Source organism: Paenibacillus sp. JT22N12 (genome assembly GCF_056269365.1).
Map to the genome: position 1 here is coordinate 337,036 of NZ_JBWDNU010000006.1, position 14,590 is coordinate 351,625.

Genomic DNA, 14,590 nt, shown 5'->3' on the forward strand with positions numbered 1-14,590 from the left:
GATGAACAAGAGATCCTGCCAGATCCCATCAGCATTATGATCAAAACTTTACGCATTTGGTGGAACAGATAACATTTATATCCAGATTATTTCATCGAATTCTCGCCGCCAAACATGTATTGCAATGACCCTCCGCCTTGATGCGTAATATAGCAAACAACTTGTTATATACAACTAATAACTTAAATGCTAATATTGTAATATATTCAAAGGGAGATGATCCAACAAATGGAAATTATACGTTTTTCTCACCCTTATGTTTAACGAATTTCGAAATAAACGTTTTCAAACCCTCGTACAAACATTTCCTATTCGCCGCCGCACTTCATCTCGATTGATACATTACCCAGACATAAACGTGGATTTTTATTAAAATTCGTGAATAATAAAATCTAACATACTTCCAATATACAAAGTGATAAAAATAAGAAAGAAAGCAATAATATTAAGCACCAATAAAATACGGTCTAATTTCTTAGCGAAAGTATACAAAGAACAATACCTGCCGGAGGTAAAATAAGAGTCGATTTCAATCCCCAGTTGTTGAATTTCTCATTATCAAATATAAAAAAGGCATCTACAAAAAAGCCAATAGTTGTAAGTAAAAATGTTGACAATGAAATGAAGCGGAATATCGTGATTTTTTTTAATTTCAAATCTTATACCACTCCCTCTTTTTTAGGTTTTTCATCGTTTGTCTTTAATTCTCCAACGAATACGTTAAATGGACAATGCTGCTGCTATATCGGTCCCCGCTCCATTCGGTAAATGCCAGTTCTCTGCCCGAAGGGCTCCAAGAGGTTGTCAGATTTTCGATATCGTCCGCGATCTGGGTGGACTTACCGGTTAACAGATCGTAAAGATACAGGCCGTTAACGGCTGTACCGTTCACATTGGCTGTCAGGCTGTAGGCAATCATCCGTTGATCCGGCGACCATGAAACGCCGCCAAGCTCCGTACCTTCCGCAATGATTGTTCGATTTCCCCCGTCTGCATCGCAAAGGATCATCGTTTGTTTGGGGTCGTTATTTTGCAGCACCAGCATTTGATTTCCTTCCGGCGACGGGAATAAGCCATAAACATGATCAAGATTCAAACTTGCCTTTTCCTTCGTATTCAGATCCAGAGCCTGCAAAGATTCATCGGAATTGGTATTGTAATAAATCTTATCCTTCATTTTTTGGACAATAAACAAAGCTTCCCCGCTTAACCCAGCCACAGCCGCAATCTCCCCGGAGGTGCTTGCCGTAAAGGCACCGCCGCTGTAGGCAGGGCCAATAACCGTTTTCTCATCAGCCCAATGGGCGCTAAGGGCCCCTGCGATTGGATCGCCCATGATGCCGAATGATTCCAAAGTATCCAGGTCCATCACGTGGTAGACGGGATCGCCTAATGAGTATTCGCTATACAGCAGATGCTTCTTGCCGGACGATAAGACAGCTTCACCCAGGAACACATTTTCCTGTTCTTTTAACAACTCGTATTGTTTGGTATCCAGATGGTACAGATACAGGCTTCTGGGATAGGAATCCGACAGCTCTTCCAGGCTCATTTTGGCCAAGTCTTCGTTTTCTTTTGAAATAACGACCGTTTCATCATCCATCCAGTCGGAGATGGCTATATTCTCAAAGTGATCAACTTTTTCCACGGAAACATCATTCACGCCTGCTTCTTCGCCGGCATCGTCAATGACCGTTGTGGTGTTTCCGGGCTCTTGAGTGACAACCTTGTTTCCGGCCTGATCTGAGCTGCAGGCAGTAAGAATCACCAGCAAAGCCGGAACAATTGCCAGCTTGCTTATTTGGATTTTCATCACTTGGATCGCCTCCTCGAATTCGGATTACAACCAGAAACTGAACAACACTAAATTAAACATCGTTAAACATGTCCTTCATATCGATCCCCAGTCATATTAATGACGTAAACTGGAAGCGATTTGTTGCATTATTCTTCCAATTGGCTTAACTCCGCTGCCTGGTGCAGAACTTTATTCCCACGGATTATCAAGACCTAAATTTATAAATTTCAGTCATAATAAAGGGTTCCGCATATTAGTCAAGTCTAATATGCGGAACCCTTTATATTTAACTATCGTCCCCGTTAGCATTTCTGTAGAGCGTTAAATTTCCACTTTGCAAAAAAACGAACCCCCTCGGTACGATGGGAGTACGCAACTGTTAAGATACCATCTAATTCAACCTCTAATCCGGTTTCTTCTTAAACTTCCCGAATAGCAGCCTGTTGTAATGTTTCGCCCTGTTTCACCGCTCCTCCAGGGAGTGAGTAGCAAGAAGATTTATCTCCTTTATTTTTTAGCATTAATATATGCTCGCCAATCTCATCGTAGAGAAGTACATATGCAACATCTACTCTTTTTCATATAATTCTAACCTGCTTTAATGTATTAATATCCTTATAAATATTCGTTTAATGACTTTATTATCGGCCCGTTACTTCAATGACAAGGAGCAGGTCGCCGTGGCGCCTGCTCCTATTTCAGAATCGTAATCCATCGTATTCTTTATGAGGCAAAGAATCGCCTTAACTCCTGTGCCACCAATTCCGGCTTGCCGCCTCGATTGGTATTGCTGACGTCGCACGCTCCGCCGTGATCAAGTCCGGACAATTCCATCCGTTTGGCCTGAGGCAGCACTTTATCCAAAGCGTCGAGCGCAGGCTTTAGGTACGACAAGCCTTTACTACCGCCGAGTAACAGCGTTTCTGCGCTCAAAGCCTTAAATCGGTCCAGCTTGCCGGTCATCTCAACGAGCAGCCGTCCGTCATAATGAAGCGTAGGAGCCAGCATTCTCATCGTTACGTCTCCTTTCTTCGCCTTCTTGTCCTCGTTATCCATCATTTTGTTCGTCATGGACTCGAGTAGCCAGCGAGGGATGGCATTAAGCACCGCTCCGCCCAGTTGTAATCCTTTCAAGCAAGTGACGAGAGCGGCGGCAGTCCTACCTTGAGCGATCTCTTGGTCATAACGAGTCAGCCATTCCGTCCGCTCCGTGTTCATCAACAGCGCGGGTTCATAGAGGGCGACCCTGCGAATAGCGGGCAAGGCGAGCGCTGCTTCGAGCGCGATGAGCCCCCCCGAGCTGATCCCGAAAACATGGCAGGCGCCTGTTCGAGTAAAGAGCGCCTCCACATCTTCGACTTCCTTCCGGATATCGTAATCTTCGTTGAAGGGTCCGCTAAGACCCCGCCCTCGGCGGTCAGGTACGTAGACCGTGAACGCATCGGCCAGCCGCTCCGCGAGCTGCATGAAGTTTTGCGAAGATAAATTGGCGCCATGCACCACCACTATGCCCGGTCCTTGACCAAATTGGCGATAACCGATCGCGGTTCCATCACTGGAGGTTACCGAGCCGACTTTATAGGGGGGCTCCATCGTCGCTGGACTCGATTGAATAGGGGCTGCACTCATCATTCATAATGCCTCCTCAGAAATTGTCTAATTTGCAACGCATAATTCGTATGTTTATCCCTACGATGTTATTCTTGACTCTTCAGCCGCTCCGCTATTTCGCGTATCCATTCCTCGTTCCAGAAAAGTTCGCCTATGCGAAAATCTTCGATGACTCCGTGCAACCATTCAAGTTCAGCCCCGAGCACGGCACGGTTATGCTCAACCTCCAGCATGAACAATCTAGGAACGGTCGTCTTGTACTTCAGAAGCTGCGAATCTATGCGTTGGATGGCTTCCTGAAGCGCGACCTCCCTTTTCTCGAATTGCCGCTGAACGTCTTCCGGTGTCAGAAGGGTGAGGAAAGAGATGGCTGCAGGAAAATCCAGATATTCTTGAGATTGAACCGAAAGCATCTCCCGAAGCCAATCCTTCGATACTTTCCTTCCCTCCTCGGTCAATTCATAAACGGTTCGATCAGGACGTCCTCCATCACTTAAGGTTCCTCGAACCGCAATGAGCCCATCCCTCAGCAGGCGTTCAATGGTCTGATAAATACTCGTACGCTGACGGACGTTAATAACCTCATCCTTTCCTCTTTCTTTGATCAGTTGCTGCATTCTGTAGGGGTGCATAGGCTCCTCGGCCAGCTGGGCAAGAACGGCTAACGCAAGTGATGATCGTTGGGACTTATTGGATTTGTTATTCATAGTTATAATATTACTATTACATTTATAACTATGTCAATGGGTCCCATAAATGTTTCCAAAATAAAATCAGGCAGCCAGTTTGTGCTGGGGGCCTGATTTTATCATGCTTCATTCGCGTTCGAGCAAGTGCTCATGAAAAAGAAAAAGAAAAAGGACGCCCTAACCTTACTCTATTTACGTTACTATAATTAACACGAGCTAATCCTTTATTTTCTGGCAGCCTTATTCCCGATCAAATTAAGTTCCGTTTAAAGGTGTTCCCTTCCCTTCCCCATAATATATTATCTGGAATGGGATCATGTTGCCTATTTTGGATTGCCAAATATAAGTCTTGACATCCGGACCAAAGTCCGTTTATAGTTCAAACGGATCGTGGTCCGGTTTAAGAAAGAGTGTTTGCATCATTCATTCAATCATGGAGACCATGGAAGTTTGTGGTCATATGGAAGACATCGTTCATTACGTCTAATTAATTAGAAGAACAGATTTATACTATTGGAGATCGAAAGCACCATCTCTCCTTAATATTTCAAAAAGCCATGATCATGGGTTCATGGCTTTTTGAGACGTTTTTGATTAGCCTTTTGTTCCTGTAAGTGCAATACCTTCAACGAAGTAACGCTGCAAGAAGATAAACATGAGAATCATCGGCAGTGTTGCGAGCAATGAGCCTGCCATGAGAAGCGGATAGTCTGTCAGATATTGTCCTTGAAGCGAAGCCAGACCGGCGGAAAGGGGCATTTTCCCCGGAGAGCTGTTGACGATAAGCGGCCACATCAAATCGCTCCAGGACCAGAGCGCGGTCATGATGGCCAGCGCGATCAGGCCCGGTTTTGCAAGTGGCAGCAATATTTTTAAGTAGATTCTAAAATGGCTGCATCCATCGATTTTTGCCGCCTCTTCCAGCTCTTTGGGCATTGCCTGAAAAAATTGGCGGAGCAGGAAGGTTCCAAAGGCGCTTGTCAATCCCGGAACGATCAGTGCGGTTAATGTATTAAGCCAATCAAATTTCACCATGATCAAATATTGCGGAATCAAGTAAGCTTGATTGGGCACCATCAATATGGACAATAACAAGATAAACAGTACATTTTTTAATGGAAATTCAATGCGCGCAAATGCGTATGCGGCCAAAGAGCAGAATACCAGCTGTGCGAATGTCTTTGCGACCGTCGTAGCAACGGTATTCCAGTAGAAAGAGAGAAAAGGAAGAGTATCAAAGACACCGAGATAATTTTTCCACTGTATGGCCTTGGGAAAGATGACCGGCGGAACTCGAGTAGCTTCTCCCATCGTTTTCACCGATGTGAGCACCATCCAGACAAACGGCGTGATCATGATCACCGCTCCGATCACGAGGATAATATGAACAGCGGTGAGCCTCATACTAAATCGTTTTTTCGTATGCACCATTTTCGACCCCCTTCCTATTCGTAATGGACCCATTTTTTTTGGAAGATAAACTGAATGACGGTTACCAATAAAATGATCATGAATAATAGCAAGGCGACTGCCGTTGCATAGCCTTTGTCATTATCCAGGAAAGCTGTTTCATAAAAGTAATACACGATCGTTTGCGTCGCGTCGATAGCGATGCTGTTCGGTCCGATCATCATGAAAATCAATTCAAAAACCTGAAGCGAACCGATCAGCGATGTGATGGTCAGAAAGAAAAAAGTAGGCGTCAAAAGAGGCAGCGTGATGCGGAACAACCTGGTCATGGTACTTGCGCCGTCTATGGAAGCCGCTTCGTAAAAGGAAGAAGATATGCCCTGAAGTCCGGAAATCAAAATGATCATATTGTACCCGATGCCCCCCCAAACCGAAACAACCGCAATGGAATATAATGCGATCGACGGGTCGGAAACCCATCCAACATGCACGCTGGTAAAGAAGCCCAGCACATAATTCAACAATCCGAAGTCCGCGTTATACAGCCATTTCCACACCATGGCTACGGCAGCGGGCATCGTTACCACAGGCAGGAAATACAGCGTTCTGTATAATGGTATCGCACGGATCTTTTGGTTTAATAGAATCGCAATAATCGTCGAGATGATAAGACTGACCGGCACCGTACAGACGGTGAAAACCAGCGTATTCTTCAGAGAAGACCATAATTCCGGGTCGTTCGCCATGCGTTGATAATTCTCCATACCCGTCCAATTGTAAGTTCCAAAGGCGTCCCACTTTGTAAAGCTGAGATAGAAGGTTTGAATCAATGGCCAAATACTGAAAATACCTGTACCGATCATCGTAGGGGCTATCATGACATAAGCCCAGAAATAATCATTGCGGCGCATCCTGCTCATACCCTTGCTCTTCGTTTGTTTAAGGGGGACGGCCGATTGCATCGGAGCACTCGATCCTGCCACGCTCATTGACATTCCTCCTAATGGCAGTATCGGCTGCAGCTGCAGCCGATACTGCGGCATGGTACGCTTAGTTACTGCTCTTCCGCAAGCACTTTGTTGCCTTCTTCCGTCACTGATTTAGCAGCTTCCTCGACCGAGATTTCACCAGCCCATGCCCGCTTGAAGTAATCGATCTCAAACTGCTGCCATTTGCGCGTTTCGATAGATATCGGATAAGGAACGGAGTACTCCATTGCATCGACGAAGACCTGGAGATTGAAGCTGGGATTTGAGCTCACAAACGGACCCTGAGTTCCATTAAATGCGGGAATTACCGCCCCCGACTCCGCTTGAATATCGGCCGCTTCTTTCGATCCGAGGAATTTCGAGAATAACCATGCTTCCTCGGGATGTTTGGTGTTCGCTGCTATTACGTTGCCCAAACCGTTGATGACAGTCGCTTTTTTCTTGCCTTTGGGCAGTGGAGCAACGTCAACTTTGTCCTTTGTATATTCATTCTGAGCAAACTCGATCTGGTTCCAGGAACCGGCGGTGATCATTGCCACTTTACCCGACTCAAAAAGCACATTTGTCGTATTGTCCGTCATCTGCTGAAGCGTTGGGGACACCTTGTACTTCAGAACAAGATCATTCAGGAATTGCATCGCCTCAATCGATTCAGGCTCGTTGTAGCCCAACGACTTTTTGTCCCCGGAAATGACATGCCCTTCATTTTGGAAAATGAAGTTATACATGACCTGTTGTTGATCATTCGGAGCGGCAAAACCGTAAACGCCCTTTGCAGGGTCCGTGAGCTTCTGCGCCGCTTCCAGCAATTTGTTCCAGTCCCAGGTATCGTCCGGGTATGGAATGCCCGCTTCGTCAAACATCACTTTGTTGTACCATAAGCCAATGGTGTCCAAATCTTTGGGGAACGAGTATACATTGCCATCGAAAGTATACAGATCGATCAAGGATTGCGGATAGTTGGTCATATCCATTTGATCGGCTTCGATTTTATCGCTGATTGGAGAAAGCTGGCCATTGCTCGCATATTTCAGGAAGTTTGCCGGGTTCATCCAGAAAAGATCGGGGAGGCTCTTGCCCGCTGCTGAGGTTTCGAGTTTCGTCCAGTACTGCTCAAAGGGCGTAACCTCCACCGTTACTTTAATATTCGGATTCGCCTCGTTGAATTTCTTGATGATCTCCTGCATTGCAGGCTCCTGGTTTTTATCCCAGATCGCATATCGAAGCTCCACCTGTTTACCGGATGGTTGGGTTCCTGAAGCATCTGCATTACCAGTGTCCGCACCTGTCCCCCCCGAATTGCCGTCTGTTCCGCCGGAATTGCCATTGCCACCACTGGAGCAAGCTGTGACAAATACCATTAGAGCTGCTATCAGCACGAAATACAACTTTTTCATACATATCCTCCTATACGAGTTTAATATGAATACCGAACTAGACTTTCGAATAACGTTCCCGAAGCTTCATATGCAATTCTTCAGTAAAGCCGATTATTTCATTTACCAGGCTGCGACAACGCCGTCCGAGCGCGGCTCCGTGGCGCCGGCCAGCACGCCTTCATTGTTTCTGAGAATGATCTGCCCTTTGCCAAAAGAATACTGGTCGACGGCCCATTGAATATCGTGTCCCTTTCGCAACAGCGAAAGAGCGATTGGCTCGGGAAATCCGCGTTCCAGCTTGACCTTCTTATCATGAAGCCACTGCCATCTTGGCGCGTCCAAGGCCGCTTGAGGGGATAATCCGAAATCGACAAGACTCGATACTACCTGTACGTGGCCCTGCGGCTGCATATAGCCTCCCATAACGCCAAAAGGGCCAATCGCATCATTGTTTTTCGTGATAAAACCGGGAATGATCGTATGAAACGATTTTTTGCCCGGCTCCAGACAATTTGCTTTGGATGGGTCAAGCGAATAACTCGAACCGCGGTTCTGCAAGGCGATTCCCGTTCCCGGGACAACCACGCCGGAACCGAATCCATCGGCGTTGCTCTGAATGAACGACACCATGTTGCCTTCTCCATCCGCCGTGCACAAATAGATGGTCCCGCCTTTCGGCAGCTGCCCTGGCAACGGTGTCAGCGCTTCCCGTCCAATCCACTTTCTCCTTTCATCCGCATACGAGTCTGACAATAAATCTTGAACGGAAACCTTCATTTTATCCGGATCGGTAATATACTCCACACCGTCCGAGAATGCCAGTTTGATCGCTTCGATTTGCTTGTGGTAGACGGCTATGGAATCCCGGTCGCTGAATTCGAAGCCTTTTAGAATATTCAAGGCGATCAGAGGAATCAGACCCTGTCCGTTTGGCGGGAGCTCCCAAATATCGTACCCGCGGTAATTAATCGAAATGGGGTCGACCCACTGCGGAGCAAATGCCTCCAGATCCTGTTTCCGGATAAAGCCGCCCTGCTTGCGGGAATAAAAATCGATCTGATCGGCCAGGTCTCCTTCGTAGAAGGCCCGCGCTCCGGTTTCCGCGATTGCAGCAAGCGATCTGGCATGATCGGGAGACCTCCATACTTCGCCGGCGCCCGGCGGCCTGCCCTCCGGTGAGTAAATGCGGAACCATTCCTTGAACTCTTCACCCTTCAATTGATCCACATACCTGTCATAATAGCGCCGCCATTCCCGGGCAAGATCAGGTGCAACCGGATATCCTTCGTCAGCATAGGCAATAGCAGGCTTGAGAAGCTCGGAGAACGGGAGTTTTCCGAACTTTCTCGATAATTCAGCCCATGATGCCGGAATTCCGGGTACGGTTACAGGCAGCCAACCGACAGCGGGCATGCGTTCATGTCCAAGCGCTTTTACCGCGTCGATCGATATTCCTGCAGGCGCAAACCCGCTTGAATTGAGCCCATGCAGCCTGCCATTCATGTATATAATGGCAAACGCATCTCCGCCTAAACCATTGGAGGTCGGTTCCACTACGATCATACAAGCCGCTGTCGCAATCGCTGCATCGACGGCGTTCCCGCCTTTTTTCAATATATCAAGGCCTGCCTGGGCTGCCAGCGATTGTGAGGTTGCTACCATTCCATGCTTTCCGTACAATGTGACCCGCTTAGACGGATAGGGGTGGTGCATCGCATCAAACTTCATTATGGAGCTCTCCCGAGGCTGCAGCCTCCCCTTTTTGCTTCAGCATGCTGACATAGTCATCCATAATGACGGTTTTGCCCGTATTTCTTGACTCTTCCGCCGCAAATACGATGAGATGGCTTCTGGCGGACTCCATACCGGAGGTCATTCCCTCGATTTGTTTATCCTCTACCTGCCGAATGAAGCCTTGCATGATCATCGTATCCGCTCCGCCGTGCCCGCCCTCGACCTCAGCAGGGCGAACCGTTTCCTTTCTGCCGTTAAAATAAATAATTTCAATTTCGTTTTTCCCGGAGTGGCCTCTAAGTTCGCCTTTGGTTCCCATAATTTTGAAAGAGCGGCTGACATCGTGGGTGAATGCCGTCATTGTGAATGCAACCGTCACTTCGTTGTCAAACAACAAATTGACAACCTGGTGGTCAACAACATCGTTATCGCATCTGTACACGCAACGTCCGTAAGGACCTTCCTGGAGCGCTTTCAAGCGCGCTTCCATGCTGTTAGTCAAACTGACGACTCTCGCCGGCCATGTATCCTTATCGGTCAGATACAATTTCAATGCGGAATAATCGCATTCATGTTCAACCCGGCAACCGTCCGTGCATCTCGCCGTGGACCCCTCCGGCGCGTTCTCTTCTTTGAAATAAGAGAGCGATCCGTAAGAGGACACGCTTTTCACATGACCGCCGATCAACCATTGAAGCATATCCATATCATGGCAGCATTTTTGCAGCAGCATCGGACTCGATTCGACCGAATTTCTCCAGTTCCCTCTGACAAAGCTGTGCGCCTGATGCCAGTAGCCTACGTTTTCAGTCCATTGCACCGTCATCGTTCTGCCGATCCTGCCCTCGTCCACCAGCTTCTTGACCGCGCTGAAAAAGGTCGAATATCTTGATATGTGACATACCGTCATGATGCGCTGCCGCCGCTTCGCTTCTTCCGCCATTTGAATCGCCTCCCACGGATCAGGAGACATCGGCTTTTCAAGCAGGATGTGGTATCCGGCTTCAAGCGCTTTCATAGTCGGGTGGAAATGATCTCTGTCCTGCGTGCAAATAAGAAGTGTATCGCAAATTTGCGGTTGGGCCAGCAGAGCTTCCCAGGAAGCGAATTGCATATTTTCAGGAATATTATGTTCGGCGGCAAAACGTTTTCTGCGTTCTTCATTTGGTTCCGCCACCGCCACAAACTGGATTTCCAGTGGTCTTCTGAGCGCGTAGGAAGCATAGGCGAACATACCTCTGCTGCCCGCACCAAGCAAGGCTGCTTTAATCATGCTCTATCATCCTCCATTTTTTGGGATGGTCAATTTTTATTTATGCCGATTTTTTTTGTAAGTTAATTGACTTTTCTGAAAATATTAATGATCTCAATTCCCATGCTTATATACGCCGGCGTTTGACCGATAGACTTCACGGCCGACAACAAACGTCGATACAATATTCAATTCATGGTCCATGACAAGGAAATCGGCGTCTTTCCCGCTTTCCAACGTGCCTTTTCGGTGATCCATACGGATTTGACGGGCGGGGACACGGGTTAAGGAAGGCAATATTTGTTCCATAGGCAAACCGGTGTATGATATGACATTTTTCAACGCTTGAATCATCGTGAGCGAGCTTCCTGCCAGACTCGTGCCGTCTTTTAAATAGATCTGGCCGGCGGTCATGACGACCTCGCCGTATTCGCCATCCGGCAATCCGCAGCAGGTTACCGCATCCGTAATCATACACACGTTCATGGGAGATTTGACGTCAAACAACAATTTTACCGCCGCAGGGTGTACGTGAATACCATCCGCGATCAGCTCGGTTGTCAGCTCCGGACACATCAATCCCGCGCCAGCCAGACCCGGCTCCCGGTGATGGAAAGGTCTCATGCCGTTAAAATGGTGTGTCGTATGGTTCACGCCCTGACCAATGAATGCCACAGTCTGTTCATAAGTCGCATCCGAATGGCCTGCGGATACTGTGACTCCACGCTCCAGAAAATGCCGGACGGCTTCCTTCCCGCCCTCCACTTCAGGCGCCAGCGTGACAAGCCTGATCAGCTGATTGGCGGACCCTATATAATGCTCGATTTCCCAAACGGCAGGATTACGGATTTCATCTTTGCTTTGCGCCCCTCTTCTTTTCACGTTCAGGAAAGGCCCCTCCAGATGAATACCGAGGATTTCGGCTCCCGACACGCCCCTTCGCACCGCTTCGGCAGAACACTGCAGTGCCTTTGTAAGTCTTTCATTCGCTGCCGTTGTGGTCGTCGCAAGGAAGGAAGTCGTTCCATGGCGGGCGTGAAATTTGCTGATCCCGTCCAGATCCTCGTACGTTCCCCCCATCACATGAAAGCCATTGCCTCCATGAATATGCACATCGATAAACCCCGGTACAATCTTTAACCCTTCAGCATCAAAAATACGTACATTTTCTCCGTAACTCAATTCAGGCCCTCCTGTGGCGCTGATCCTCCCTTCCCCATCGATCAGCATTCTCCCCTGCTTAATGACACCCTCGGGTGTGTACAGTTCGGCATTTATCCATACCACAAGCGAATTATCCATTACAGATACTCCTCCTTTCTTTACTCGCCGCTCCGGCTCCGTGCATAATGAACGCCGCCGTACAAACCGGCGGAATCCCCAAGGGCAGCGATAGTGATCGGGGGCTTAATGTTAAACTTATACTTTGCGTTAATCGTTTCTCTTATGGGCCTGAGCAGCAATTCACCAGCCGCAGATGCTCCGCCGCCGATAATAATCGTTTCCGGATTTAACAGATAAATCGCAGTCATTAATTTGTTGCCGAGGGTTGTTCCAACGAACCGAAAGATGTCAACGGCTGCTGAATCTCCGGAGGCTGCGGCCTGGTATACATCAATTGCGGTAATTTTACGATTTAACGAATGAAGCGAGGTATTTCCTTTTTCCGCCGCCTCCGCGCCCAAACGGGCAATTCCCGTGGCCGATGCTATCGTTTCAAGGCATCCGTACCCGCCGCAATTACAGCGTTCGTTTTGACCCGGGACAGGATCATGGCCAAGCTCGCCTGCAAACCAATCGTTTCCTCCCAGCATTTTGCCTTCTACCATAATACCTGCCGCCAATCCTGTGCCAAGTGTCACACCGATGACGCTTCTGCTGCCTTTGGCGGCCCCCGCCATAATTTCTCCCAGCGTGTAGATACGCACGTCATTATCGATCCGCACGGGGGCGCCAAGCCTTTCTGACATTTCCGCAGCGATAGGAACATTGAACCAGGCCAGATTTGACGCAGCCAGGGCGATACCGTTCACCGGATCGACCCTGCCGGGCACTCCCATGCCCGCCCCGGCCAATCTGGCTCCATAATCGGCATCTCGAATCAACCGGAGAATCTCCCCGGCAAGTTCGTCCATGAATGCTTTCGGATTGTCCGTCTTGTTCGGAAAATGCGGCAGCGAGGTCCGAAACGATTTTCTTGCCTGCAATTTCAGATCCTGGTCGAACAAGCCGATGACCGTGTTGGTGCCGCCGATATCTACTCCGATATACACATCCCTCATAACGCCACTGCCTTTCCCGGTAGAATATGGGCGTAACAAGCAGGTCAACATTCCATCATGCGTTTTCATTGCAAGGCCGCAAACGGGAAGCATTTACTCCAATCGATTCAGAAACACACCAGGCCTTCAATGATTATTTAAGATTGGGGATATAAGGCTTATCGGCCTCATACAGCTCATCAAACATGCTCTTGATTTCGGATGGCGAACAAACCGCCGCAGTAAGCGGATCGATCAGCAAAGCATGATAGGCCATTTCCCTGCTGTTCTTCAGTACCGCATCCACCGCCAAATCGAAGAAAGCCATGTTGCTGCGGCATAAAGCAGCCAGATGCTCGGGCAGTCTGCCGAAGACGGCGGGCTGGACGCCGTTCCGGTCGACCAGGCAGGCGACCTCGACGATCCCGTCTGTTGGCAAATTCTCAATAAGCGAACGGTTCAACACGTTTCCGTAAATGACTTTCGGCTCGTGTTTCAGTATCGCTTCGATAATTACAGCTGCATATTCGTGGCTGGAGGTGAGGGACATCTCTTCCTTTCCTTCCACCTTGTTAAAGATCGCTTCGTCGGATTTGCGCCGCCATTCCGGCCAATTATTGGCGTAAAAGCCGGTCTCGCCAAGATAGCGTTCTCCACAATGCCGATCAATCAATTCCTGACGTTTACGGTAATACGGCAAGTATTCGGAGAAATGTCCGCTCGATTCCGAAACAAAGGCCCCTCCGTATTTCATGAAATCCAATCTTACGGGATCCTTGGCCAGAAATTCCGGCTTCTCCGCCCGCTCCTTCAAATCAGGGTACAGGTCCCTTCCGTCCCGGCTTAACTCCACGAACCAGGACATGTGATTGATGCCCCCAGCCCTCCACTTCAGCTCCTCATACGGTACCTCCAGATAATCCGCCAGTTGCCTTGACGTATGCTGGATGGAATGGCACAATCCGACAACCGGAATATTAGCAGCTTTAACAGTGGACAAAGTGACGGCAGACATCGGGTTCGTATAATTTAAAATTAGCGCCTCAGGACAAAGTTCCTCGATATCCTTCAGGATATCGAGCCAGGCCGGAACCGTCCGTAAAATCTTGAACAATCCTCCCGGTCCCATCGTATCTCCGATGCACTGCTTGACACCGTATTTCAACGGAATTTCAAACTCGTTGCGGACGGTCCGCAGACCGGCAACCTCAATCTGGTTAATGACAAATCTGCTGCCGGAAATAACCTCTCTGCGGTTAACGGAAGCAGTCACCTTGAACCTCTTCCCCATTAACTGAACGGCCCTTTCCGTAAGCTTCCGGGCCATCTCCAACCGCTTTGCATCAACATCAACCAGTGCAATTTCACCGTCGTCGAGGCCTTCAATATTCAGAATGTCGATAACCAGCTTTTCTGTAAAAAAACTGCCCGCTCCTATAATCGACAGCTTGACCATATTCCATCACC

The 14,590-nt window shown here is 48.4% G+C and carries 11 protein-coding genes and 1 pseudogene; all 12 read right to left on the reverse strand.

The window, feature by feature from the left end; all coding sequences use genetic code 11:
- Positions 1–700: 700 nt before the first annotated feature.
- Positions 701–1,813 carry a TolB family protein gene (locus AC0YOA_RS22835; protein WP_475788575.1) on the reverse strand — a complete coding sequence of 371 codons (1,113 nt, stop codon included), beginning with the start codon at positions 1,811–1,813 and terminating at the stop codon, positions 701–703.
- A 404-nt stretch (positions 1,814–2,217) separates the two neighbouring features.
- A pseudogene (locus AC0YOA_RS22840) lies at positions 2,218–2,358 on the reverse strand (NUDIX hydrolase); the annotation flags it as partial.
- A gap of 163 nt (positions 2,359–2,521) precedes the next feature.
- Positions 2,522–3,430: an alpha/beta fold hydrolase gene (locus AC0YOA_RS22845; protein WP_475788576.1), complete on the reverse strand. Its 909-nt coding sequence runs from the start codon at positions 3,428–3,430 to the stop codon at positions 2,522–2,524.
- Positions 3,431–3,495: 65 nt separating this feature from the next.
- Complete coding sequence (locus tag AC0YOA_RS22850) at positions 3,496–4,116, reverse strand: PadR family transcriptional regulator (protein ID WP_475788577.1); 621 nt, start codon at positions 4,114–4,116, stop codon at positions 3,496–3,498.
- Between the two features lie 576 nt (positions 4,117–4,692).
- A complete protein-coding gene (locus tag AC0YOA_RS22855) occupies positions 4,693–5,529 on the reverse strand; it encodes a carbohydrate ABC transporter permease (protein ID WP_475788578.1) in 837 nt (278 codons plus the stop codon).
- A 14-nt stretch (positions 5,530–5,543) separates the two neighbouring features.
- Positions 5,544–6,470, reverse strand: a complete 927-nt coding sequence (locus tag AC0YOA_RS22860) for a carbohydrate ABC transporter permease (protein WP_475788702.1) — start codon at positions 6,468–6,470, stop codon at positions 5,544–5,546.
- 92 nt (positions 6,471–6,562) lie between these two features.
- Entirely contained in the window at positions 6,563–7,894 is a 1,332-nt protein-coding gene (locus tag AC0YOA_RS22865; RefSeq protein ID WP_475788579.1) for an ABC transporter substrate-binding protein, read from the reverse strand.
- Positions 7,895–7,996: 102 nt separating this feature from the next.
- Positions 7,997–9,604 (reverse strand): gamma-glutamyltransferase family protein, encoded by a 1,608-nt coding sequence (locus tag AC0YOA_RS22870; protein ID WP_475788580.1) that lies wholly within the window; start codon positions 9,602–9,604, stop codon positions 7,997–7,999.
- A complete protein-coding gene (locus tag AC0YOA_RS22875; RefSeq protein WP_475788581.1) occupies positions 9,594–10,883 on the reverse strand; it encodes a Gfo/Idh/MocA family protein in 1,290 nt (429 codons plus the stop codon). The genes AC0YOA_RS22870 and AC0YOA_RS22875 overlap by 11 nt, the downstream gene beginning before the upstream one ends.
- Positions 10,884–10,976: 93 nt before the next feature.
- Positions 10,977–12,164 carry an N-acetylglucosamine-6-phosphate deacetylase gene (gene nagA / locus AC0YOA_RS22880; protein WP_475788582.1) on the reverse strand — a complete coding sequence of 396 codons (1,188 nt, stop codon included), beginning with the start codon at positions 12,162–12,164 and terminating at the stop codon, positions 10,977–10,979.
- Positions 12,165–12,184: 20 nt separating this feature from the next.
- Complete coding sequence (locus AC0YOA_RS22885; RefSeq protein WP_475788583.1) at positions 12,185–13,144, reverse strand: ROK family protein; 960 nt, start codon at positions 13,142–13,144, stop codon at positions 12,185–12,187.
- 133 nt (positions 13,145–13,277) lie between these two features.
- Positions 13,278–14,579 (reverse strand): alpha-galactosidase, encoded by a 1,302-nt coding sequence (gene melA, locus AC0YOA_RS22890; RefSeq protein WP_475788584.1) that lies wholly within the window; start codon positions 14,577–14,579, stop codon positions 13,278–13,280.
- Positions 14,580–14,590 lie beyond the last annotated feature (11 nt).